Source organism: Pseudomonas sp. MPB23, from assembly GCF_046605395.1.
In the GTDB taxonomy this organism is placed as follows: domain Bacteria; phylum Pseudomonadota; class Gammaproteobacteria; order Pseudomonadales; family Pseudomonadaceae; genus Aquipseudomonas.
Genome location: NZ_CP176771.1, coordinates 166,734 through 190,484, shown reverse-complemented (window position 1 = coordinate 190,484; position 23,751 = coordinate 166,734). Strand labels below are relative to the sequence as shown.

Here is a 23,751-nt window from a genome sequence, read left to right as displayed (position 1 = left end):
AAGCCCCTTCCCACAGCGGATTTGCAGTGTTTGTTAGGTTAATCTGAGCCCCCTTGCCTCTGCCGAGCGTTCCATGTCCGACTTGCTCGACCGTTACCCGCTGACCGCGGGCACTTATCACGAATTGCTCGACGACAGCGGCGCGGTGCGCGCCCACTGGCGGCGCCTGCTCGATCACCTGCAGCGCAGCACCCCCGCGCAACTGGCCCAGCGCCAGGCGCTGCTGACCCGGCAGATCCAGGAAAACGGCGTGACCTACAACGTCTACGCCGACCCCAAGGGCGCCGACCGCCCCTGGGAACTGGACCTGCTGCCCCATGTGCTGGCCGCTGAAGAGTGGCAGCAACTGTCGGCCGGCATCGCCCAGCGTGCGCGCCTGCTCAATGCCGTGCTGGCCGATCTCTACGGCCCGCAACGCTTGATCAAGGAAGGTTTGCTGCCCGCCGAGCTGGTGTTCGGGCATAACAACTTCCTGTGGCCGTGCCAGGGCATCCAGCCGCCGGACGGGGCGTTCCTGCACCTGTATGCCGTGGACCTGGCGCGCACCCCGGATGGCCGCTGGTGGGTCACCGCCGACCGCACCCAGGCGCCGTCGGGTGCCGGTTATGCGCTGGAAAACCGCACCATCGTGTCCCGTGCGTTTCCGGATCTGTACCGCGACCTGCAAGTGCAGCACCTCACCGGTTTCTTCCGCACGCTCCAGGAAACCCTGGCCCGCCAGGCCCCGAGCGACAACCAGCCGCCGCTGATCGTGCTGCTCACGCCCGGACGTTTCAACGAAAGCTATTTCGAACACCTCTACCTGGCGCGCCAGCTCGGTTACCCGCTGGTGGAAGGCGGCGACCTCACCGTGCGCGACAGCACCGTGTTCCTCAAGACCCTCAGCGGCCTGCGCCGGGTGCACGCGATCATGCGGCGCCTGGACGACGATTTCTGCGACCCGCTGGAACTGCGCACCGACTCGGCCCTCGGCGTGCCCGGCCTGCTCGACGCCGTGCGCCAAGGCAATGTGCTGGTGGCCAATGCCCTGGGCAGCGGCGTGCTGGAGTCGCCGGGGTTGCTCGGCTTTTTGCCGAAGATCAACCAGTTCCTGTTTGGCGAAGAATTGATCCTGCCGTCCATCGCCACCTGGTGGTGCGGTGAGGCGCCGGTCCTGGCCGAAGCCCTGGAGAAACTGCCGGAGCTGCTGATCAAGCCCGCGTTTCCTTCGCAGAGTTTCACCCCGATATTCGGCCGCGACTTGAATGACGCCCAACGCGAGGCGCTCGCCGAACGCATGCGCGCGCGGCCTTACGCCTATGTCGCCCAGGAACTGGCGCAGCTGTCCCAGGCGCCGGTGTGGCACACCGTGGATGACCATCTGCAACACCGCGCCATCGGCATGCGCGTGTACGCCGTGGCCAGCGAGGACGGTTATCGCGTCCTGCCCGGCGGCCTGACCCGCGTGGCCGCCGAAGCGGATGCCGAAGTGGTGTCGATGCAACGCGGTGGCGCCAGCAAGGACACCTGGGTGCTCGGCGAGCGTGCCGCCGGTGGCGAGCAGTGGCGCGCGCAGCGGGCGATCGGTGCCCATGACCTGGTGCGCCGCGACCCGTATCTGCCCTCGCGGGTGGTGGAAAACCTGTTCTGGTTCGGCCGTTATTGCGAGCGCTGTGATGACAGCGCGCGCTGGTTGCGGATTGTGCTGGCGCGTTATGTCGACGGCGACGACCCGCTGGCGTTGCAAGCCGCGATCGAGTTGGGAGAAAGCCTGCGCCTGCTGCCGGAAGAGGGCGAACTGCCCGAACGCCTGCTCGCTGCCATGCTCGGCGACGACTGGCCGTCGAGCCTGCGCGCCAACCTGCAGCGCCTGCAGTGGGCCGCGTCCCAGGTGCGCGGCAAGTTGTCCCGGGAAAACTGGCAGGCCTTGGTGGAGCTGCAGCGCGAAGCCTTGGAACTGGAAAGCGAAACCCCGGATTTTGGCGAGTTGCTGGACTTCCTCAACCGCCTGGTGATGTCCCTGGCGGCGCTCTCCGGGTTCGCCCTGGACGACATGACCCGCGACGAAGGCTGGCGCTTCTTGATGATGGGCCGGCGCATCGAGCGCCTGCAGTTCCTCAGCAGCAGCCTTGCAGCGTTCCTGCGCGGGGTAGCGGTGTTCGATCAGGCGGGGCTGGAGTGGTTGCTGGAACTGGGCAACAGCAGTATCACCTATCGGTCACGTTACCTGGCGGTGCCGCAGTTGATCCCGGTGCTCGACCTGTTGCTGCTGGACGAGCAGAACCCCCATGCGGTGCTGTTCCAACTGAAACTGGTGAGCCGTACCCTGCGTCGCCTCAATGATGACTTTGGCGTGCCTCGGGAAACCGGCCTGGCGCCGTTGGTGGAGCGCCTGTCGCGGTTCGACCTGGCGTGCCTGGAGAACCCCTTGTTCGGCGAGTCCAGCGTGCGTGCCGCGCTGGAAGGCCTGGCGGACCTGCTGCAAGCGGTCGCCGATGAGAGTGGGCTAGTGTCGGATCGCCTGGCGTTGCGTCACTTTGCCCATGTGGATGATGTCAGCCAGCAAACGGTGTCGGTGTGATGAGTGCGCGCTACCAGATTTTCCACGATACCCATTACCACTACGACAGCCCGGTGTCCCTGGCCCAGCAACTGGCGCACCTGTGGCCACGGCCCTGCGCCTGGCAGCGTTGCAGCGCGCAGCAACTGGATATCAGCCCCGAGCCGACGTCGCGGCGCGATGAGTTGGACGTGTTCGGCAACCCGATCACCCGCCTCGCGTTCGAACGGCCCCACGATGAATTGCTGGTCAATGCCGCGCTGACCGTGGAAGTGCTGGCGCGACCTGTGCTGGATTTCCAGCAGTCGCCACCCTGGGATACGACCCGCGACAGCCTGACCTACAGCAGCCAGCCGCTGTCAGCGCAGATCATCGAGGCGTGCCGCTATCGCTTCGAGTCGCCCTACGTGCATTTGAAAAAAACCTTCGTCGAGTTCTCCGAAAGCTGTTTCCCGCCGGGGTACCCCTTGTTGTTGGGCGTGCAGGCGCTGATGGAAAAGATCTTCAGCGAATTCACTTTCGACGCCGAAGCCACCCAGGTCGCCACGCCGCTGGTGGAAGTGCTGGAGCGCCGGCGCGGCGTGTGCCAGGATTTCGCCCACCTGATGCTCGCCTGCCTGCGCTCGCGCGGCCTGGCGGCGCGCTATATCAGCGGCTACCTGCTCACCCAGCCACCGCCCGGCCAACCCCGGCTGATCGGCGCCGACGCGTCCCACGCATGGGTCTCGGTGTATTGCCCGGCGTCGGGCTGGGTGGATTTCGATCCGACCAACAACGTGCAGCCGGCACTGGAACACATCACCCTGGCCTGGGGCCGGGATTTCTCCGATGTGTCGCCGTTGCGCGGGGTGATCCTGGGGGGCGGGAGCCATGACCCTGAGGTGCGGGTGACGGTGATGCCGCTGGAATGATGACGTAAGGGGGCGGGTTTGCTGTGGCAGGCGGGCTTGGCGCAAAGAGCCCGCGCTGCAACGGAAATTATTCTGCCGGATCTTTTGGTGTTTCAGTCTCGTCGCTCGTTACTTCACTGTCGGCATCCGGGTTCAATGCGCCGGCTTCTTCATCGGCAGCGGCTTTCTTGCGTTGCAGTTTTTCCTCTTTCTTCTGTTCCTTGGCCAAGTCTCTCTGACGTTTGGCGAAGGAGTAATTAGGTTTGGCCATGGGCGATCCTCTAGGGTCGAAGGTGAGGGTGGCGGCACGCAGCTGCCTTGGGTCGTCATGGTAGCAGCTTCAAGGTGCGCTTGGCCTTCACTTACCGCAGGCGTACGCGGCCAGCAGGCCGTTGAACAGTTGATTGAGGTGCATGGCTCGGACTCCAGAGGGTGATGGGCCGATCATAGGCGCTGTGCGGCATTTTGGCTGGTAGGTTATATCGATAAGTCTGATAGCCTAAAGTTGTATACAACCTGTTGATTCAGGTCATAAGTATTTCTGCCCGCTTGGGGCACCCTTGTCGCAATACGCGTTTCTAAACCCTGCCTTGGAGATTCACATGTTCGCCAAACTCGTTGCTGTTTCCCTGCTGACCCTGGCCAGTGGCCAGTTGCTTGCTGCAGAGTGCAATGTCACCGTCGACTCCACCGATATGATGTCCTACAACACCAAGGAAATCGTGATCGACAAGAGCTGCAAGACGTTCACCGTCGAGCTGACTCACTCCGGCACCATGGCGAAAAGCGTCATGGGTCATAACTGGGTGCTGACCAGCGTCGCCGACATGCAGCCGGTCGCGACCGATGGCATGGCCGCCGGTCTGGACAAGAACTACCTGAAAGAAGGCGACACCCGCATCATCGCCCACACCAAAGTCATCGGTGCCGGCGAAACCGATAAGGTGACCTTCGATGTGTCGAAGCTGGCGGCGGGTACGGACTACGGCTTCTTCTGCTCGTTCCCGGGCCACATCTCGATGATGAAAGGCACTGTAGTTCTGAAATAAGACCGCATTATCGTTCATCGGGAGCAAGCCCCCTCCCACACTTGGAATGCATTTCAAGTTTGGGAGGGGCTTGCTCCCGATGGCTGCCTTACCATCAACACAAAACTATTGGGTTCACCTCACGGCGCAAACGGCATCACCCGCTTGTGCTCGGTCTTGCGATACGTCTCGCAAATGATCCTGAACGCCTCTTCCCTCACCGCCTCGCCATGCAGGAATGCGTCGATCTCGGCGTAGGTGACGCCGTGGGACGCTTCGTCCGGTTTGCCCGGCGACAGGTCTTCGAGGTCGGCGGTCGGCACCTTCTCCACCAGCGACTCCGGCGCACCGAAGTGCCGCGCGATCGCGCGCACCTGATTTTTCACCAGCCCGCTCAGCGGTGCCAGGTCACAGGCGCCATCACCGAACTTGGTGAAAAAGCCCATCACCGCTTCCGCCGCATGGTCGGTGCCGATCACCAGGCCCCCGGCCGCGCCGGCGATGGTGTACTGCGCCACCATGCGCATGCGCGCCTTGGTGTTACCCAGCACGAAATCGCGGGACACCGCCGCCTTGCCCTCAAACACCGCCACTTCTTCGGCCAGGGATTTCACCGCCGGGCCGATATTCACGGTGTGGCGCTCGTCCGGCTCGATAAAGTCCACCGAGGCCTGGGCGTCGATTTCATCGAACTGGGTTTCGTAGGGCAGGCGCACGGCGATAAAACGGTAGGCCTCGTCACCGGTGCTGGCGCGCAGTTCCTGCATCGCGCGCTGGGCCAGCAGGCCGGCGGTGAGGGAGTCGACGCCGCCGCTGATGCCCAGCACCAATGTCTTGAGCCCGGAATTGCGCAGGCAGTCCTGGATGAATGCCACGCGCCGGGCGACTTCGGTTTCGAGGGCCGCCTGGTCTTTGAACGGCGCTTGGACCTTGAGCTGCTGCGCAATCTCACGCTGTACGGCTTGCATGATTCACTCCTTGCTGGATAGGGCAGGTACTTTGAACACGTGACGCAAATAGGCGACGAAATTCGGGTCGGTGCAGTGGGTCTTGCCCGCTTCATCGGAGATCTTCGCGACGGGCTGGCCATTGCACGCGGTCATTTTAAACACGATGCTCATCGGTTCCACACCTGGAATATCGCAGGTCAGGTTGGTACCGATGCCAAAGCTCACATTGATGCGACCGCGCAGCGCGCGGAATATCTCCAGGGTCTTGGGCAGCGTCAGGCTGTCGGAGAACACCAGGGTCTTGCTCATCGGTTCGATGCCCAGCTTGTGGTAGTGGGCGATGGCTTTTTCCGCCCATAGCACCGGGTCGCCGGAGTCGTGGCGCAGGCCGTCGAACAGTTTGGCGAAGTACAAGTCGAAGTCGTTGAGGAACGCATCGGTGGTGATGCAATCGGTCAGCGCGATGCCCAGCAGGCCACGGTATTCGCGGACCCAGCAGTCGAGCGCGGCGATCTGGCTGTCGATCAGGCGCGGGCCGAGTTGCTGGTGGGCCATGATCCATTCGTGGGCCATGGTGCCCAGCGGCTTCATATCGTACTCACGGGCCAGGTGTACGTTGCTGGTGCCGACGAAGCGGCCGGGGAAGTCGTGCTTGAGTACGCTGACCACTTCTTCCTGCACGCGGTAGGAGAAGCGTCGGCGGGTGCCGAAGTCAGCCACTTGCAGCTCGGACAGCTCGTCGCTGCTGGCGTTGGCGGTCAGCCAGTCGAACTTGCGGTACAACTGCTCGCGGGCCTGTTCGAGGATCACGGTCTGGTAGCGGTAGCGGTTACGCACTTCGCTGACGATGGCCAGCATCGGCACCTCGAACAGGATCACATGCAGCCACGGCCCGCGCAGGCGGATAAACAACTCGCCGTTCTCGATACCGGTATGCACGTAGCGCAGGTTGAAGCGGAACAACCCGAGAAAACGCAGAAAGTCCGGTTTTATGAAGCTGATGCGCTCCAGGAAACTCAGTTGGTCCGCGCTCAGGCTCAACTCGGCGAGCCGTTCGATCTGGTACCGGATCTCCGCCAGGTAGGGACGCAGGTCCTCGCTGTTACGGCAACGAAACTCCCATTCAACTTCCACGTTGGGGTAGTTGTGCAGCACCGCCTGCATCATGGTCAGCTTGTAGAAGTCGGTGTCGAGCAGGTTCTGCACGATGCGATCGGCAAACACACTCTCGCTCATAACGGGAATCTCCAGACGGGTCGGCGATCAGCGCCGGCCGTTACGCACAAGTAAGGAAGGGGGCTAGTGGCGCATAGACCCGTGGGGTTTTGCCAGTAATTTTTTTGGTGAGGCCACTGGCCTCATCGGGAGCGAGTCCCTCCCACAGATTGGAATGCATTCCAAGTGTGGGAGGGGGCTTGCTCCCGATAGCGGTATTCCAGGCCCTAAATAACTTGCTCCATCATCCACTTCACAAAATTGCGCACCTTGGGCACCTCCGCCGAATGCTCCGGGTAGGCCAGATAGTAGGCATCCTGGCTCGGCATCGCATGCGGCCAGGGGATCACCAGCTTGCCGTCGGCCAACTCCTCTTCCACCAGAAAACGCGGCAGCAAGGCCACGCCACACCCCACCTGCGCCGCCCGGATGCACATATAGAAGGTGTCGAAACGCGGCCCGTGGTAGCTGTGCTCGGTGTGAAAACCCTGGTCGGCGAACCAGTCATGCCAGCCCTGGGGCCGCGAGGCGTTTTGCAGCAGCACCAGGTCGCTCAGTTGCGTGGGGTCGGTGAACGGCTGCGCCGGCAGGCTTTCCGGGGCGCACACCGGGATCAGTTCCTCGCTGAACAGTTTCAGGCTCTCGGTGCCGGGCCGTGAGCCCTGGCCGAAGTAGAAGGCCATGTCGGCCTTGCCTTGCAGCAGTTCGTCGGGCTCCTGCTCGTTGCACAGGTCCAAGTGGATCTGCGGGTGACGCAAGCGCCAGCCCTTGAGGCGCGGCACCAGCCAGCGCGCGCCGAAGGTGTAGGGCGTGGACACGCGCAACACTTCGGTCTCGCCGCCGTAGGAGCGCAGGTAATGGGTGGACATCTCCACTTGCGTGAGGATCTTGCGCACTTCCACCAGGTACAAGTCGCCTGCCGGGGTCATCTGCAAGCGTCGGCGTACCCGGCGGAAGAGCAGGTGCTGCAGCAATTCTTCCAACTGCGCCACCTGTTTGCTCACCGCGCTTTGCGTGAGATTCAGCTCTTCGGCAGCCCGGGTGAAGCTCAGGTGGCGGGTGGCGGCTTCGAAACACTGCAGGGCAGTGATCGAGGGCAAATGTCTTTTGTTCAGCACGGCACGCCTCTTTTGATGCTTTGCATGAATAAACGGAATGATATCTCGCCTAATCGTCGTTTGTTGGCAAGTCTTGGGCCAGCTACAAATAAGCCCTGGTTCGCCGTGCGTGTCGCGGTGCGATTTTTTGTTCGAAGATTGAAGGAGTGACCCATGGTTGCCGCATTGCTTGATCGTCTCGGGGTAAACCCAGCGCTGTACCAGTCGGGTAAACAGCCCGTGCATTCGCCGATCGACGGCAGCCGGATCGGCAGCGTGCACTGGGAAGGTGCCGCCGAGGTCGAGCAACAGGTCAGTCGTGCCGAGCATGCATTCGACGCCTGGCGCAACGTCCCGGCACCGCGTCGCGGCGAACTGGTGCGCCAATTCGGCGACGTATTGCGCGAATACAAGGCTGACCTCGGCGAGTTGGTGTCCTGGGAAGCCGGCAAGATCACCCAGGAAGGCCTGGGCGAAGTGCAGGAAATGATCGACATCTGCGACTTCGCCGTCGGCCTGTCCCGCCAGTTGTACGGTTTGACCATCGCCTCCGAGCGTCCGGGCCACCATATGCGTGAAACCTGGCACCCCCTGGGCGTGGTCGGCGTGATCAGCGCCTTCAACTTCCCGGTGGCGGTGTGGGCGTGGAACACCACCCTGGCGCTGGTGTGCGGCAACGCGGTGATCTGGAAACCCTCGGAAAAGACCCCGCTCACCGCCCTGGCCTGCCAGGCGCTGTTCGAGCGCGTGCTGAAGAACTTCAAGGACGCCCCCGAGTACCTCAGCCAAGTGATCATCGGCGGCCGTGACGCCGGCGCCGCGCTGGTGGACGACCCGCGCGTAGCCCTGATCAGCGCCACCGGCAGCACCCGCATGGGCCGCGAAGTGGCACCGAAAGTCGCCGCACGCTTCGCCCGCAGCATCCTCGAACTGGGCGGTAACAACGCGATGATCCTCGGCCCGAGCGCCGACCTCGACATGGCGGTGCGCGCCATCCTGTTCAGCGCCGTCGGCACTGCCGGGCAGCGTTGCACCACCCTGCGCCGCTTGATCGCCCATGAGTCGGTCAAGGAAGAAATCGTCACCCGCCTCAAGGCCGCCTATTCCAAGGTGCGCATCGGCCATCCGCTGGAAGGCAACCTGATCGGCCCGCTGATCGACAAGCACGGCTTCGACGCGATGCAGGATGCCTTGGAGCAGGCCTTGAGCGAAGGCGGCAAGGTGTTCGGCGGCAAGCGTCAATTGGAAGACAAATTCCCGAACGCCTACTACGTGTCGCCGGCGATTGTGGAAATGCCTGAGCAAAGCGACGTGGTCTGCACCGAAACCTTCGCGCCGATCCTGTACGTGGTCGGCTACAAGGACTTCGCCGAAGCCCTGCGCCTGAACAACGCCGTGCCCCAGGGCCTGTCGTCATGCATTTTCACCACCGATGTGCGCGAAGCCGAGCAGTTCATGTCGGCGGTGGGCAGCGACTGCGGCATCGCCAACGTCAACATCGGCCCGAGCGGCGCGGAAATCGGCGGCGCATTCGGCGGTGAGAAAGAGACCGGCGGCGGTCGTGAGTCGGGTTCGGATGCATGGCGCGGGTACATGCGCCGCCAGACCAACACCGTGAACTACTCGCTGGAACTGCCGCTGGCCCAGGGCATCACCTTCGACTGATTACCTGTCGAAACACCATTGAACCTGTGGGAAGGGCAAGCCCTCCCGCAGGTGGCCTCTTTGCTGTTCGGAACAGATGTTTGTTGGGTCTCATCGGAGTCTGGCAATGGCACTACGCGAAACATGTTTGTGGGAACACCTCACCCCCAGCCGGCCGGATCGCGCCGCGCTCAAGGGTGAGGTCAAGGTGGATGTGTGTGTGATCGGTGCCGGCATCACCGGTTTGTCGGCGGCCATTCATTTGCTGGAACAGGGTAAAAGCGTCGCCGTGCTGGAGGCCCATCGCACCGGCCATGGCGGTTCGGGGCGCAATGTCGGGTTGGTCAACGCCGGCCTGTGGATTCCTCCGGATGACATCGAAGCCGGTTTCGGCGAAGCGGTGGGCAGCCAGCTCAACCGCATGTTGGGCGCGGCACCGTCGCTGGTGTTCAGCCTGGTGGACAAATACAACATCGACTGCCAATTGCGCCGCGAGGGCACCTTGCACATGGCGCATAACGCCCGTGGCGAGGCGGATCTGCGCAGCCGTGAAGAACAATGGAAACGCCGTGGCGCACCGGTCGAATTGCTCACCGGGCAGGCTTGCGAGCAGGCCACGGGGACGAAAAAGATCGCCGCCGCCTTGCTGGATCGGCGCGCGGGCACCCTGAACCCGATGGCCTACACCAGTGGTCTGGCCGCGGCGGCGGGGTTGGGTGGGCAGTTGTTCGACCATTCCCCGGTGACCCAGGTGGAACGCCAAGGTGTGAGCTGGTCGGTGCAGACCGCCAACGGTGCGGTGCAGGCTGCACAAGTGGTCGTCGCCTCGAATGCCTACACCGAAGGTGAATGGACCGAACTGCGCCGCAGTTTTTTCCCCGGCTATTACTACCAGGTCGCCTCCGTACCGCTGAGCGATGACGCCTCCAGGCAAATCCTCCCCGGCGGCCAGGGCTCATGGGACACGCGCCAGGTTTTGAGCAGTATTCGCCGCGACGCCGATGGTCGCCTGTTGCTCGGCAGCTTGGGCAACGGCAACCAGAAACCGGCGTGGTTTCTCAAGGCGTGGGCCGATCGGGTGCAGCAGCACTACTTCCCGTACCTCAAATCGGTGCAATGGGAATACACCTGGACCGGCTGCATCGCCTTTACCCCGGATCACCTGATGCGCCTGTTCGAACCGGCCCCCGGTCTGGTGGCCGTCACCGGCTATAACGGGCGTGGCGTGACCACCGGCAGCGTGGTCGGCAAGGCGTTTGCCGACTATTTGTGTCACCAGAATCCCCAGGCGTTGCCGATTCCGTTCGCACCGATGCAGCCGTTGGCCGGGGTGGGCCTGCGCAGTTGTCTTTATGAGGCTGGATTTTCGCTGTATCACGCCGGGCAATGCCTGCGGATCGTGATCTGATCAGCGAAATACCCTTCAGAAGCCTGCACTTTCTTCGCAGGCTACTAATCTGTATTGGTGCAAGTTGTAGCAATCACGCACTGTAAATGTGCAGTTCCGTTACGCGCGCTGTTACAGGCATAGGAACTGTCGTTTATGCGCTTGGTTGCAGGTGTCACCTGCCAAGGTTGTACTTTTTGCATGCATTGGTTGCACCTCTTGAAGTCAGGGGGTTGCACGTACTGGCCAATGGAGCCGAAACGCCTGTAATAACAATGACGCCGTGTCTTTTTGAAGAATAAAAAAGTAATGGCACGCCGCTTGCTCTGAGCTTTCAGTGAAAGGTTTGAACGCAAGTTGTTGTGCCAAAAATCAAAAACATCGGAGCACCACTCATGTCCCAGACGTTTTACAAGAAAGGTTTTCTGGCCCTCGCCGTTGCAACGGCACTGGGTGTTTCTGCGTTTGTTCAAGCTGATGTGAAGATCGGCGTAGCGGGGCCCATGACGGGCGCCAACGCGGCTTTCGGTGAGCAGTACATGAAAGGCGCCCAGGCGGCCGCCGATGTGATCAACAAGGCTGGCGGCATCAACGGCGAGAAAATCGTGCTGGTGGCCGGCGACGATGCCTGCGAACCCAAGCAAGCCGTGGCCGTGGCCAACCGCCTGGCGGACCAGGACAAAGTGATCGGCGTGGTCGGGCACTTCTGCTCCTCGAACACCATCCCGGCGTCCGAGGTGTATGACGAAGCGGGCATCATCGCCATCACCCCAGGCTCCACCAACCCTCAAGTGACCGAACGCGGCCTGGGCGCCATGTTCCGTATGTGCGGGCGTGACGACCAGCAGGGCATCGTCGCCGGCGACTACATCGTCGATGTGCTCAAGGGCAAGAAAGTCGCGGTCATCAACGACAAGGACACCTACGGCAAAGGCCTGGCCGACGCCACTGCTGCCCAGTTGACCAAGCGTGGCGTCAAGCCCGTGCTGGAAGAAGGCCTGACCCGGGGCGAGAAAGATTTCAGCGCCCTGGTCACCAAGATCCGTTCCCTCGGTGCTGACGTCGTGTACTTCGGCGGCCTGCATCCGGAAGCCGGTCCCTTGGTTCGCCAGATCCGTGAGGCGGGCATGAAAGACGTCAAGTTCATGTCCGATGACGGCGTTGTCACTGACGAGCTGGCGAAAACCGCCGGTGGCAATCAGTACGTCGACGGCGTGTACATGACCTTCGGCGCCGACCCGCGCCTGCTGCCGGACAGCAAGGTCGTGGTGGACGCGTTCCGCAAAGCGGGCTACGAGCCGGAAGGCTACACCCTGTACGCCTACGCTTCGGTCCAGGCCCTGGCCGCCGGCTTCAACGGTGCCAAGTCCAACAAGGGCGAAGACGCCGCCAAGTGGCTCAAGGCTCACCCGGTCCAGACCGTGATGGGCAAGAAAGAGTGGGATGGCAAGGGCGACCTGAAAATCTCCGACTACGTGGTGTACCAGTGGGATAAAGACGGCAAGTACCACCAGTTGGAAAAGCAGAAGTAATCCCTGTGGGAGGGGCAAGCCCCCTCCCTCGTTGGGACGGTGTTGTTATTGAAATCTGTCTTTTCCTCCAGAAGGACCGCGCACCCACCGGTGCGCAGGTTCTCACCGCGTGAGATTGCGTTATGGATGGTATTTTCCTGCAGCAACTGGTCAACGGCCTGACCCTCGGGTCGGTCTATGGCCTGATCGCCATCGGCTACACAATGGTCTACGGCATCATTGGCATGATCAACTTCGCCCACGGCGAGGTTTATATGATTTCCGCTTACCTCGCGGCAATCAGTCTGGCACTGCTGGCTTACTTCGGCATCGAATCCTTCCCGCTGCTCATTCTTGGCACCCTGATCTTCACCGTGGTCGTCACTGGCGTGTACGGTTGGGTCATCGAACGGGTCGCCTACAAACCGCTGCGCAACTCCACCCGACTGGCACCGCTGATCAGCGCCATCGGTATCTCCCTGATCCTGCAGAACTACGCGCAGATCGCCCAGGGCGCCAAGCAACAAGGTATTCCGACCCTGCTGGCCGGGGCCTGGCGTGTCGATTTCGGCAGCGGGTTTGTCCAGCTCACGTACACCAAGGTCTTCATCCTCGTGGCGGCGTTCGCCGGCATGGCGTTGCTCACCTACATCATCAAGTACACCAAGCTCGGCCGCATGTGCCGCGCTACCCAGCAAGACCGCAAGATGGCCTCGATCCTGGGGATCAACACCGACCGCGTGATCTCCTACGTGTTCGTCATCGGTGCCGCCATGGCGGCCCTGGCCGGTGTGCTGATCACCCTCAACTACGGCACCTTCGACTTCTATGCCGGCTTCATCATCGGCATCAAGGCGTTTACCGCAGCGGTACTCGGCGGCATCGGTTCCCTGCCTGGGGCGATGCTGGGCGGGATCATCCTCGGTATCTCCGAGTCGTTGTTCTCGGGGTTGATCAACTCTGACTACAAAGACGTGTTCAGTTTCTCCCTGTTGGTGGTGATTCTGATTTTCCGTCCTCAGGGCCTGCTTGGTCGTCCACTTGTGGCGAAGGTGTAAACATGTCTGCTGCCAAACCCATCGATATCAAGAAAAGTGTGGTCGATACGGTCCTCGCCGGGCTGATTTCCCTGATCGTGTTCGGTCCGATCGTCGGCGTGGTCCTCGACGGCTACAGCTTCAACCTGGAACCGGCGCGCGTCGGCCTGCTGGTCGCCATTGTGATGGCCGGGCGCTTTGCCCTGAGCCTGTTCCTGCAAACCCCCAAGGGCCTGAAGGTTCTGCAAGGCTTTGAAAGCAGTGGTTCGGGCGTGCATGTGCTGGCGCCGGACTACAAGTCGCGGCTGCGCTGGATCATCCCGGCACTGATCGTGATCGCCATCGTGTTCCCGATCTTCGCCAACAAGTACCTGCTGACCGTGGTGATCCTCGGGCTGATCTACGTGTTGCTGGGCCTGGGCCTGAACATCGTGGTGGGCCTGGCCGGTCTGCTCGACCTCGGTTACGTGGCGTTCTACGCCATCGGTGCCTACGGCCTGGCGCTGGGCTATCAATACCTCGGCCTGGGGTTCTGGACCGTACTGCCACTGGCGGCCATCGCGGCGGCGCTGGCGGGGTGCATTCTCGGGTTCCCGGTGTTGCGCATGCACGGCGACTACCTGGCCATCGTGACCCTGGGCTTCGGTGAAATCATTCGCCTGGTGCTCAACAACTGGCTGTCGTTCACCGGTGGCCCGAACGGCATGCCGGTGCCTTCGCCGACCTTCCTCGGCCTGGAGTTCGGGCGCAAAGCGAAGGAGGGCGGGATTCCGTTCCATGAGTTCTTCGGCCTCGATTACAACCCCAACATCAAGTTCATGTTCATCTACATCGTGCTGTTCCTGGTGGTGCTGGCCGTGCTGTACATCAAGCACCGCCTGACCCGCATGCCAGTCGGCCGCGCCTGGGAAGCCTTGCGCGAAGATGAAATCGCCTGCCGTTCCATGGGCCTGAACCATGTGCTGGTCAAGCTCTCGGCCTTCACCATCGGCGCTTCCACTGCCGGTCTGGCGGGCGTGTTCTTCGCCAGTTACCAGGGCTTCGTCAACCCGTCGTCGTTCACCTTCTTCGAGTCGGCGCTGATCCTGGCCATCGTGGTATTGGGCGGCATGGGCTCGACGGTGGGCGTGGTGATCGCCGCGTTCGTATTGACCGTCGCGCCGGAACTGCTGCGTAGCTTCTCCGAGTACCGCGTGTTGCTGTTTGGCGTGTTGATGGTGGTGATGATGATCTGGCGGCCGCGCGGCCTGATCCGGATCAGCCGTACCGGTGTGACCCCACGTAAAGGAGTGGCGCCATGAGCAAGGAAGTCGTCCTGTCTGTGGAACATTTGATGATGCACTTCGGTGGCATCAAGGCCTTGAGCGATGTGAGCCTCAAGGTCGAACGCAACTCGATCTTCGCCCTGATCGGCCCCAACGGCGCCGGCAAGACCACGGTGTTCAACTGCCTCACCGGCTTCTACAAAGCCAGTGGCGGCAAGATCGAACTCAACGTGCGCGGCAAGCAGACCAACGTAATCCAACTGCTTGGCGAGCGTTTCCAGGCCATCGACTTCGTGTCGCCCAAGAGCTTCCTCAGCCGGGTGTACTACAAGATGTTCGGCGGCACCCACCTGGTGAACCGCGCCGGGCTGGCGCGGACCTTCCAGAACATTCGCCTGTTCAAGGAAATGTCGGTGCTGGAAAACCTACTGGTGGCCCAGCACATGTGGGTCAACCGCAACATGTTGGCGGGCATCCTCAACACCAAGGGCTATCGCAAGGCTGAAAGCGACGCCCTCGACCACGCCTTCTACTGGCTGGAAGTGGTCGACCTGGTCGACTGCGCCAACCGCCTGGCCGGCGAACTCTCCTACGGTCAACAGCGCCGCCTGGAGATCGCCCGCGCCATGTGCACACGGCCGCAGATCATCTGCCTGGACGAACCGGCAGCGGGCCTCAACCCCCAGGAAACCGAAGCCCTCAGCGCGATGATTCGCCTGCTGCGCGACGAACATGACCTCACGGTGGTGCTGATCGAACACGACATGGGCATGGTGATGAGTATTTCCGACCACATCGTGGTGCTCGACCACGGCAACGTGATCGCCGAGGGTGGCCCCGACGCGATTCGCAACGACCCGAAAGTGATTGCCGCCTACCTGGGCGCGGACGAAGAGGAGCTGGTATGAGTGCACCTATCCTCGAAATGAAGGATCTGGACGTGTTTTACGGCCCGATCCAGGCGCTGAAGAAAGTCTCGCTCTACATCAACGAAGGTGAAACCGTCAGCCTGATCGGCTCCAACGGCGCGGGCAAATCCACGCTGCTGATGTCGATCTTCGGCCAGCCACGGGCCGAGTCGGGGCAGATCCTCTACAACGGCGTCGACATCACCCAAAAGTCGTCCCACTACATCGCCTCCAACGGCATTGCGCAGTCGCCGGAAGGGCGGCGGGTGTTCCCCGACATGACCGTCGAGGAAAACCTGCTGATGGGCACCATCCCCATCGGCGACAAGTTCGCCCATGAAGACATGCAGCGCATGTTCGAGCTGTTCCCACGGCTCAAGGAGCGACGTAACCAGCGCGCCATGACCATGTCCGGCGGCGAGCAGCAAATGCTCGCCATCGCCCGCGCGCTGATGAGCCGCCCCAAGTTGCTGCTGCTGGACGAACCGAGCCTGGGCCTGGCGCCGATCGTGGTGAAGCAGATCTTCGCGACCCTGCGCGAGCTGGCGGCCACCGGGATGACCATCTTCCTGGTGGAACAGAACGCCAACCACGCCTTGCGCTTGTCGGACCGCGCCTATGTGATGGTCAACGGCGAAATTCGCCTGACCGGCACCGGCAAGGAATTGCTGGTCAACGAGGAAGTGCGCAACGCCTACCTCGGCGGCCACTGATTTACCTGTGGGAGGGAGCAAGCCCCCTCCCACATGGTTTTTTGGCGTGCTGCTGAAATTGTGGAAAACAAATCCAGCCACCTCCCAAAGCGCGACATATAGCCGCCGCAAATCCCTGTTTTGTCACAGTTTTGACTTGTCCCCATCCACTGTGGAACCGGCTGTGGGTAACGTGGGAGTAGCTGGCTGAAAGCCTTTAAATCCGTGGCTTACAGCGCTGTGATCGTTTTCTGATCAGCGGCTTTTTGGCGACCGCCGAAGCGCGTTGTCAACCTGTTTAAAGACACAGGTATATGACCGAAATATGTCCTTCCAGCCTGTGGATAAGTCTGTGACTAAACTCTGGAAAGACTGCCGCAGGGGCCGGAATGACTGGCCTGGAGCCATCGTTTGATTTTTTCCACCGCGCAAGGGCCTACATACGCCCCGTCCCAGGTCAAGCAAAAAACTTTGCAAAACCCTCTGCAAGCCTTGTGCACAGCGGCCTGGGCCGTTTTGCACTTGCCCCCAAAGACTGTGGGCGCAGTTGTGGATAACCTGCGCGCATATGGCTGCAGGCCACGGTTCATAAGGCTTTGCTCGCATTGATCAAAAAACGATCAGTGAAGTGCGCGGGTGTGTGCATAGCGGTTGCCGCCATCGCGGCGTACGGGCATTCTGCTGGCTGATTTTTTCCCCGATGTCCGCAAGGAGAACACCATGTCCAACACGCTGTTTATTACTGGCGCCACCTCAGGTTTCGGCGAAGCCTGCGCCCGTCGTTTTGCCGAAGCCGGCTGGAAACTGGTGCTCACCGGTCGTCGCGCCGAGCGCTTGAATGCGCTGGTCGAGGAGCTTTCCAAGCACACCGAAGTACACGGCCTGGTGGTGGACGTGCGTGACCGCAAGGGCATGGAAGACGCCATCGCCAACCTGCCGCCGTCGTTCGCCACCTTGCGCGGACTGATCAACAACGCCGGCCTGGCCGTGGGCACCGACCCGGCGCCCAAGTGCAACCTCGACGATTGGGAAACCATGGTCGACACCAACATCAAGGGCCTGCTGACCACCACCAGCCTGCTGCTGCCGCGCCTGATCGCCCATGGCCGTGGCGCCGGGATCATCAACCTCGGTTCCATCGCCGGCAGCTACCCGTATCCGGGCAGCCACGTGTATGGCGGCTCCAAGGCGTTCGTCAAGCAGTTCTCCCTGAACCTGCGCTGCGACCTGCAAGGCACCGGCGTGCGCGTGACCAACATCGAGCCGGGGCTGTGCGAAAGCGAGTTCTCCCTGGTGCGCTTCGGCGGTGACCAGGCGCGCTACGACGCCACCTACGCTGGCGCCGAGCCGATCCAGCCGCAGGACATCGCCGACACCATCTTCTGGGTGCTCAACACCCCGGCGCACGTCAACATCAACCGCCTGGAACTGATGCCGGTGAGCCAGACCTGGGCCGGCTTTGCGATTGAGCGCGGGGGCAAGTAAGGCGTTAGACCGAGTTGCCAGCATCGGGAGCAAGCCCCCTCCCACCTTTGAATGGGGGCACAGATCAAAATCTGTGAACCCGTTCGAGTGTGGGGCTTGCTCCCGATGAGGCCCTGAAGGTCAGCCGAGGGCCTTGACCAACCCCTGATAACAGGTCGCCAAGTGATACGGCGTGGTCGACGGCATATCCCGGCGGCTCACGTTGCCCTTGGCGTCCAGGCATTCGTTCCAGCCCTTGGCATGCAGGAAGTGCTGCTGCAGCGCGAGTAACTGGCGCTGCAGCACCGCTTCGCTGCCGGGGCGCAAGGTCAGTGCCCGCAGGTACTCGGCCTGGGCCCAGATGCGTTGGGTGCCGTCACGCACGCTGCCGTCCACGGCCAGCATGCCGCTGACCGCGCCGCTGAGGTTATCCACACCCTTCTGCTCGGCGTAGGCGAAAGCCCGCGTCAGAGAGGCGTGCAGCGGCGTGTCGCGCAGGATCGGTGAAGATTCGAGCAAAAAGAACCATTCGAACTGGTGCCCCGGCTCAAACCAGTTATCCACAGCGCCCAGCGGTTTTTCCATCATCACGCCGTGCTGGCGGTCGATGAAGCGCTGCTGCATGGCCGTCGCCAGGTTCAGCAGGGCCGTTTGCACGGCGGCGTCTGCACGCACCGCGAGGGTGGCGAGGAACGCTTCGGCCAGGTGCATCAACGGGTTTTGCAGCGGGCCGGACGAGAGGGATGACCAGTCGCGCTCCAGCACCGCTTCGTACAGGCCGTCACCGTTGGCGAAGCGCTTGGCGACCACTTCCAGGGCGGCATTGAGCACCGATTCCACCAGCGGCTCGCGCACCTTGGCCCAGTAATGGGCGCAGGCAAAGATGATGAACGCATGGGTGTAGAGGTCTTTGCGCGGGTCCAGCGGTTGGCCGGCGGGGTCGATGCTGTAGAACCAGCCACCGTGCTCGGCGTCGTGGAAATGCCGTTGCAGCGAGCGGAACAGCGCAGCCGCACGTTCTTCGGCAAACGCGGCATCGGGCGTGCCGATCAGGCTGGCGAACAGGTAGAGCTGCCGGGCGCAGGCCATGGCGCGGTAGCGTTGCGGTGGCAAGGGCTGGTGATCGGCGTCCAGCGCCTCATAGGGCAGCGCCAACTCGGCGTTCCAGCCCGGGCCCTGCCAGAGCGGCACGATCAGGTCATGGAAGTGCGTGAGCACGGCATTCAACGAAGGCTGGGAGGTGGAGCTTGGAGCGATGGGCATCGGCTGGCGTCGTCACGGCAGGGGTGTAGGCGCGCATGGTAGCAGGCTTGGGATCGGTGGTGTCTGTGCTACCGCTATCGCCGGCAAGCCGGCTCCTACATACGATGACCTGTAGGAACCGGCTTGCCGGCGATGACGCCCTTACCTACGCCGCCAATCTCAGCCCGCCAGCAACCAAACCCCCGTCGCCGCCGAAGCCGCCCCGGCGATCCGCACCAACGGTGCCGCCGCCGCCGGCAGTCCGCGCACCACCGCATATCCGGCGGCATGCAACGCGGCGGTCGCCGCGACAAACCCGGCGGCATACGCCCAAGGGCTCGACATGGCAGGCAGCTCCAGGCCATGGGCCACGCCATGGAACAGCGCAAACACCGCTGTCGCCCCCACGGCGACGAACAACGGCGGACGCACCGCCAGCGCCACCGCCAGGCCCAGGGCCAGCACCGAAGCGGCAATCCCGCTCTCCAGCGCCGGTAAGCCCAGGCCTTCAAAGCCCAGCACGCCGCCCAGCAGCATGGTGCCCACGAAGGTGCATGGCAGCGCCCAACGGGCCGCGCCTTTTTGCTGGGCCGCCCACAGGCCGACCGCGACCATGGCCAGCAGGTGATCGAGGCCTCCCAATGGGTGACTGATACCGGCCACTAAGCCGTTGTCGCCGTGGCCGGGGTGTGCGAAGGCCAGGGCGGGGGTGAGCAGCAGGGCGGCGGCGCCGAAGAGTTTTTTCAGGCTCATGGACAGGTTCCTTATGCAGTGATCAGGCGGCGGTCAGCAGCCCTTGGCGTTCGATAAAGGCGACGATTTCATCCAGGCCGACGCCGGTTTTCTGGTTACTGAATACAAAGGGTTTGCCGTTGCGCATGCGCTGGGTGTCGCTGTTCATCAACTCCAGCGACGCGCCGACCATGGGCGCCAGGTCAATCTTGTTGATCACCAGCAGGTCGGATTTGCAGATGCCCGGGCCGCCCTTGCGCGGCAGCTTGTCGCCGGCGGATACATCAATCACGTAGATGGTCAGGTCCGACAGCTCCGGGCTGAAGGTGGCCGACAGGTTATCGCCGCCGGATTCCACCAGGATCAGGTCGAGGCCGGGGAAGCGGCGGTTGAGCTGGTCCACGGCTTCCAGGTTGATCGATGCGTCTTCACGGATCGCGGTGTGCGGACAGCCACCGGTTTCCACACCAATGATGCGCTCCGGTGCCAGGGCCTGGTTGCGCACCAGGAAGTCGGCGTCTTCGCGGGTATAGATGTCGTTGGTGACCACCGCCAGGTTGTAGCGATCACGCAGCGCCAGGCACAGGGCCAGGGTCAGGGCGGTCTTGCCGGAGCCCACCGGGCCACCGATGCCGACTCGCAGGGGTTGTGTGTTCATGTGTTTCTCCTAGGAACGGAACAGGCGGCTGTACTGGCGCTCGTGGGCCATGCATGCCAGGGACAGGCCGAACGCGGCGCTGCCGGAAGAGTGAGGGTCGAGGCGGCTGGCGTCCTGCTGGGCTTGTTGCAGCAGCGGCAGCAGTTCGCTGGTCAGGCGCTGGGCGGCCTGCTGGCCCAGGGGCAGGGTTTTCATCAGCACGGCCAATTGGTTTTCCAGCCAGCTCCACAGCCAGGCGGCGAGGGCATCGTCGGCGCTGATGCCCCAGGCGCGTGCGGCGAGCGCCCAGCCCAAGGCCAGATGTGGCTCTGCTTGTTGTGCGAGAAAACCACGGGCCGCGTCGTCCAGTTCCGGTAGACCGTTGAGCAGTTGCTGCAGCGAGTAACCCATCTGCCGGCTTTCCTGATACAGCTCGCGGGTCTCGCGGCTGGCGCGGTGCTCTGCGCACAACTGCATCAGGCGTGGCCAATCCTGCTCGGTAGCCGCACGGCAATGGGCGAGCAACAGCGGCGCTTCGAAGCGCGCCAGGTTGAGCAGTAATTGATCGCCGATCCAGCGTCGCGCGCTCGCGGCGTCATTGACGCGAGCGTTCTCTACCGCCATTTCCAGGCCCTGGGAATAGCTGTAGCCGCCAATCGGCAATTGCGGACTGGCCAGGCGCAGCAACGCCCAGGCGGGGTTCATTGACGCACGCCGAACTGGTGCAGCTTGGGTGGGTAGTTGAAATCTTCATCGCCATGACGCGAATGATGGTGACCACCGCCATAGGCGCCGTGTTCCGGCTGGAACGGCGCCTCGAGGGTTTCGGTGTGGGCGCCCAATTGTTCGAGCATGGCCTTGAGCACGTAGTCATCGAGCAGGCGCAACCAGCCATCGCCGACTTGCAGCGCCACATGGCGGTTGCCCAGGTGATAGGCGGCGCGGGTCAGTTCATAGGCGCTGCTGCAGGTGACGTGCAGCAGGTGTTCAGGGCGGGCGCATACGCGTACGACACGTCCGTCTTCGGCCTGTAGGCATTCGCCATCATGCAGCGGCGGTTGGCCGCGCTCCAAAAACAGGCCGACGTCTTCACCCTCGGCACTGAAACAGCGCAGGCGGCTCTTGCTGCGTGCTTCGAAGTTCAGCAGCAACTCGGCGTCCCAGAGGGCTTGGGGGGCGATTCGGCGGTGGATCACCAGCATCAGGAAGCTTCCAGCTATGAGCGATGCAAGAGTTAGAGCAAGGGCCTTGCCAACCCGACAAGGAAGGTAGGAATTGCCTGTCAGCAGGCGCGCTAACGCCACTAAATAGGGCGTAGGGAAATTCTGCTTAAGCACCGAAGTGGTGCATCTTCTGTGTGCGTGCACCCATCGTGAGCGTTTTAGGATTTGTCCTACGTATGTTCAGGAATTGGCGCTCAAAACGTTACCTGCCGCGTCATTAGGCTATGCGCCGTGTTTATTCCACTGCGACGTTCATCATGTTCAAGTCATTTTTTTGTTTAGTCATTGTCAGCCTGTCTCTCGCCCTTTCGTCGGCGTCAGCCAACCTGCGGCCCCTTCCTTCCATCGCGGCGTCCCTGAAGGAAGCGTCCATCAAGGACGTGGTCGACCGCGCCCATGAATTATTGGGCACGCCTTACAAATGGGGCGGCACCTCGGTGGAGCAGGGGTTCGATTGCAGCAGCTTTCTGGTCTACCTCTTCAAGACCCAGGCGAATATCCAGATCCCGCGCACCACGGCGGCGATGCACCGCTCTACGGCGCCGACCGTCAAGCGCAGTGCTTTGAAACCGGGGGATGCGGTGTTTTTCAAAGGCAATGGTCGCGGCCAGGTCAGCCATGTGGGTCTCTATATAGGTGACGGCAAATTTATTCATTCGCCGCGTACCGGCAAGAACATCCGCATCGATTCACTGAGCAACCATTACTGGAACAAGCACTACACCACGGCCAAGCGCTTCCACACGGCGGGCTGACCGACTTACTCGGTGCTGCCCAGGCCCTGCCAATGCTTGAGGCCGATAAAGATAAAGCGCAACTGCTGGGTGATTTTCGCCTGGGGCGTGAGGTGGGGCGGCAAGGCCTGGGCGGGTGGGTCGATGATGTCGGGGAGGGTGGCGAACACGCTTTTGACGATCAGGTCGGCCATTACGTGCAAACCCTCGGCATCCAGGTGCTGCAGTTTGGGCATGAACGTCAGGTCGGCCGCCAGGTCACGGGTGATGTCTTCACGCAACGCGCCGATGGCTTGGCGCACTGCGAGGCAGCCGCCGTATTGCTCGCGGGCCAGGAACAGGAATTGCGAACGATTGGCCGAGACCACATCGAGAAAGATCCGCACCGAAGCGTCGATAATGCCGCCCATCACGAATTCATTGTGGCGAACCAGGCGGATCGTCGCGCGGAAGGTCTGGCCCACTTCACTCACCAGCACCAGTCCAAGCTGGTCCATGTCGGCAAAGTGGCGATAGAAACCGGTGGGCACGATGCCGGCCGTCCTGGCCACTTCGCGCAGGCTCAGGCTGCCAAACCCACGGCCACACTCCATCAGATGGCGGGCTGCGTCCATCAGGGCGAGTCGGGTTTGTTGCTTTTGTTCGGCGCGGGGCAGCATTGGCGGGCGGACTTTGTCGACAAGTACAGCGACGCACTCTAGCAAAACAGTTCTGTTGGCGTCGAACTTGGCGCTGGGGTGCAGGGGAAGGGCGGGACAAACGCTACAAAAAAGCAAAAGCCCGATCGGCGGATCGGGCTTTTTTCTCGGCCACCACAGGCTTAGCTCTGTGCTTCGTGCAGTTCTTGCAGACGGTCTGCACCACCTTCGGCAACACCTTCGGCATACGCACGTTCGTTGGCGTGTTCTGCGCCGCCTTCAGCCAGGCCCTGGTGTTGCAGACGGTCGGCACCACCTTCGGCGACACCTTCGGCATACGCGCGTTCGTTGGCGTGTTCTGCGCCGCCTTCAGCCAGACCTTTGTGTTGCAGGCGATCAGCACCGCCTTCGGCAACACCTTCGGTATAGGCACGTTTGTTGGCTTGCTCCGAACCGTTTTCAGCAACGCCGCCTTTGGCGTAGTCACGGTTCTCTTGTTCTTGCGAACCGCTGCGAGCCAGGGTCTGGTTGAAGTGAACGGCATCAGCCTTGACCTGTGGAATCGCTTGTTCGGCGGCTGGCAGGGCAAAGGCACTGGAAGCCATGATGGACAAGAGGACGGTAGCAAGTACTTGGCGTTTCATGATCGGTTGCTCCTTGGGAGGGCGATTAAGTGGGTACGGAGCTAATGCTACTCTCGATAAGTTGATATGAAAGTTCATAAACACAATGGTAATAATCAACAGAATTGATTGTTCGCGCGAGGCCTTCTAGACCGGGCCTTTCAGGCACGCGGTTTTGCACCGTGATGGGTATTTTCGACACGAACCCGGGTAACGATGGTGCGTTGTCGATGATTGAAATTGGTCCGAGTGGTCAGGAAAATGGCTTTTTGCGCCTAAATCAGCGATTGGGTTA

At 62.1% G+C, this 23,751-nt stretch carries 23 protein-coding genes; 12 read left to right on the top strand and 11 right to left on the bottom strand.

Going from position 1 to position 23,751, the window contains the following annotated elements; translation table 11 throughout:
• Positions 1-73: 73 nt before the first annotated feature.
• Together ACLH0J_RS00820 and ACLH0J_RS00815 are read left to right on the top strand one after the other, a co-directional pair.
• Positions 74-2,560, top strand: a complete 2,487-nt coding sequence (locus ACLH0J_RS00820) for a circularly permuted type 2 ATP-grasp protein (RefSeq protein ID WP_411390488.1) — start codon at positions 74-76, stop codon at positions 2,558-2,560.
• Complete coding sequence (locus tag ACLH0J_RS00815) at positions 2,560-3,450, top strand: transglutaminase family protein (RefSeq protein WP_411390487.1); 891 nt, start codon at positions 2,560-2,562, stop codon at positions 3,448-3,450. The genes ACLH0J_RS00820 and ACLH0J_RS00815 overlap by 1 nt, the downstream gene beginning before the upstream one ends.
• A 67-nt stretch (positions 3,451-3,517) precedes the next feature.
• On the opposite strand, the gene ACLH0J_RS00810 is transcribed toward ACLH0J_RS00815, so the two are convergent.
• A complete protein-coding gene (locus tag ACLH0J_RS00810) occupies positions 3,518-3,700 on the bottom strand; it encodes a hypothetical protein (RefSeq protein ID WP_010563345.1) in 183 nt (60 codons plus the stop codon).
• 331 nt (positions 3,701-4,031) lie between these two features.
• On the opposite strand from ACLH0J_RS00810, the gene azu reads away from it, so the two are divergent.
• The gene (gene azu, locus ACLH0J_RS00805; RefSeq protein ID WP_411390486.1) at positions 4,032-4,478 is read left to right on the top strand and encodes an azurin; all 447 of its coding nucleotides are present in this window, start codon (positions 4,032-4,034) and stop codon (positions 4,476-4,478) included.
• Between the two features lie 119 nt (positions 4,479-4,597).
• On the opposite strand, the gene nadE is transcribed toward azu, so the two are convergent.
• The 3 genes from nadE to ACLH0J_RS00790 all read right to left on the bottom strand — a co-directional run bounded on the left by nadE (position 4,598) and on the right by ACLH0J_RS00790 (position 7,740).
• A complete protein-coding gene (gene nadE, locus ACLH0J_RS00800; protein ID WP_411390485.1) occupies positions 4,598-5,425 on the bottom strand; it encodes an ammonia-dependent NAD(+) synthetase in 828 nt (275 codons plus the stop codon).
• 3 nt (positions 5,426-5,428) lie between these two features.
• The gene (gene pncB / locus ACLH0J_RS00795) at positions 5,429-6,643 is read right to left on the bottom strand and encodes a nicotinate phosphoribosyltransferase (protein ID WP_411390484.1); all 1,215 of its coding nucleotides are present in this window, start codon (positions 6,641-6,643) and stop codon (positions 5,429-5,431) included.
• A 206-nt stretch (positions 6,644-6,849) separates the two neighbouring features.
• Complete coding sequence (locus ACLH0J_RS00790) at positions 6,850-7,740, bottom strand: LysR family transcriptional regulator (RefSeq protein WP_411390483.1); 891 nt, start codon at positions 7,738-7,740, stop codon at positions 6,850-6,852.
• Positions 7,741-7,893: 153 nt separating this feature from the next.
• On the opposite strand from ACLH0J_RS00790, the gene ACLH0J_RS00785 reads away from it, so the two are divergent.
• From ACLH0J_RS00785 to ACLH0J_RS00750, 8 genes are all read left to right on the top strand, one after another.
• Positions 7,894-9,384: an aldehyde dehydrogenase family protein gene (locus tag ACLH0J_RS00785; protein ID WP_411390482.1), complete on the top strand. Its 1,491-nt coding sequence runs from the start codon at positions 7,894-7,896 to the stop codon at positions 9,382-9,384.
• A gap of 106 nt (positions 9,385-9,490) precedes the next feature.
• Positions 9,491-10,771: an NAD(P)/FAD-dependent oxidoreductase gene (locus ACLH0J_RS00780; protein ID WP_411390481.1), complete on the top strand. Its 1,281-nt coding sequence runs from the start codon at positions 9,491-9,493 to the stop codon at positions 10,769-10,771.
• A gap of 374 nt (positions 10,772-11,145) precedes the next feature.
• Positions 11,146-12,282: a branched-chain amino acid ABC transporter substrate-binding protein gene (locus ACLH0J_RS00775; protein WP_411390480.1), complete on the top strand. Its 1,137-nt coding sequence runs from the start codon at positions 11,146-11,148 to the stop codon at positions 12,280-12,282.
• 122 nt (positions 12,283-12,404) lie between these two features.
• Entirely contained in the window at positions 12,405-13,319 is a 915-nt protein-coding gene (locus ACLH0J_RS00770) for an ABC transporter permease subunit (protein WP_010563353.1), read from the top strand.
• Positions 13,320-13,321: 2 nt separating this feature from the next.
• Positions 13,322-14,599 carry a high-affinity branched-chain amino acid ABC transporter permease LivM gene (livM, locus tag ACLH0J_RS00765; protein ID WP_411390479.1) on the top strand — a complete coding sequence of 426 codons (1,278 nt, stop codon included), beginning with the start codon at positions 13,322-13,324 and terminating at the stop codon, positions 14,597-14,599.
• Positions 14,596-15,471, top strand: a complete 876-nt coding sequence (locus ACLH0J_RS00760; protein WP_411390478.1) for an ABC transporter ATP-binding protein — start codon at positions 14,596-14,598, stop codon at positions 15,469-15,471. The genes livM and ACLH0J_RS00760 overlap by 4 nt, the downstream gene beginning before the upstream one ends.
• Complete coding sequence (locus tag ACLH0J_RS00755) at positions 15,468-16,184, top strand: ABC transporter ATP-binding protein (RefSeq protein WP_262051624.1); 717 nt, start codon at positions 15,468-15,470, stop codon at positions 16,182-16,184. Before ACLH0J_RS00760 ends, ACLH0J_RS00755 begins: the two co-directional genes overlap by 4 nt.
• A 699-nt stretch (positions 16,185-16,883) precedes the next feature.
• Positions 16,884-17,648, top strand: a complete 765-nt coding sequence (locus ACLH0J_RS00750; protein WP_411390477.1) for an SDR family oxidoreductase — start codon at positions 16,884-16,886, stop codon at positions 17,646-17,648.
• A 120-nt stretch (positions 17,649-17,768) separates the two neighbouring features.
• Here the strand turns inward: ACLH0J_RS00750 and ACLH0J_RS00745 are convergent, their stop codons facing one another.
• The 5 genes from ACLH0J_RS00745 to ureE all read right to left on the bottom strand — a co-directional run bounded on the left by ACLH0J_RS00745 (position 17,769) and on the right by ureE (position 21,440).
• A complete protein-coding gene (locus ACLH0J_RS00745) occupies positions 17,769-18,890 on the bottom strand; it encodes an AGE family epimerase/isomerase (protein WP_411390476.1) in 1,122 nt (373 codons plus the stop codon).
• 159 nt (positions 18,891-19,049) lie between these two features.
• Positions 19,050-19,622: a HupE/UreJ family protein gene (locus ACLH0J_RS00740; protein ID WP_411390475.1), complete on the bottom strand. Its 573-nt coding sequence runs from the start codon at positions 19,620-19,622 to the stop codon at positions 19,050-19,052.
• 22 nt (positions 19,623-19,644) lie between these two features.
• The gene (gene ureG, locus ACLH0J_RS00735) at positions 19,645-20,259 is read right to left on the bottom strand and encodes an urease accessory protein UreG (RefSeq protein WP_010563363.1); all 615 of its coding nucleotides are present in this window, start codon (positions 20,257-20,259) and stop codon (positions 19,645-19,647) included.
• Positions 20,260-20,268: 9 nt separating this feature from the next.
• Positions 20,269-20,943: an urease accessory protein UreF gene (locus tag ACLH0J_RS00730; protein ID WP_411390474.1), complete on the bottom strand. Its 675-nt coding sequence runs from the start codon at positions 20,941-20,943 to the stop codon at positions 20,269-20,271.
• Positions 20,940-21,440 (bottom strand): urease accessory protein UreE, encoded by a 501-nt coding sequence (gene ureE, locus ACLH0J_RS00725; protein WP_411390473.1) that lies wholly within the window; start codon positions 21,438-21,440, stop codon positions 20,940-20,942. The genes ACLH0J_RS00730 and ureE overlap by 4 nt, the downstream gene beginning before the upstream one ends.
• A gap of 278 nt (positions 21,441-21,718) precedes the next feature.
• Between ureE and ACLH0J_RS00720 the strand changes: the two genes are divergently transcribed.
• Positions 21,719-22,216: a C40 family peptidase gene (locus ACLH0J_RS00720; RefSeq protein WP_411390472.1), complete on the top strand. Its 498-nt coding sequence runs from the start codon at positions 21,719-21,721 to the stop codon at positions 22,214-22,216.
• A gap of 5 nt (positions 22,217-22,221) precedes the next feature.
• On the opposite strand, the gene ACLH0J_RS00715 is transcribed toward ACLH0J_RS00720, so the two are convergent.
• Together ACLH0J_RS00715 and ACLH0J_RS00710 are read right to left on the bottom strand one after the other, a co-directional pair.
• Entirely contained in the window at positions 22,222-22,854 is a 633-nt protein-coding gene (locus tag ACLH0J_RS00715) for a TetR family transcriptional regulator (protein ID WP_010563367.1), read from the bottom strand.
• A 161-nt stretch (positions 22,855-23,015) separates the two neighbouring features.
• Positions 23,016-23,477 (bottom strand): hypothetical protein, encoded by a 462-nt coding sequence (locus ACLH0J_RS00710; protein ID WP_411390471.1) that lies wholly within the window; start codon positions 23,475-23,477, stop codon positions 23,016-23,018.
• Positions 23,478-23,751 lie beyond the last annotated feature (274 nt).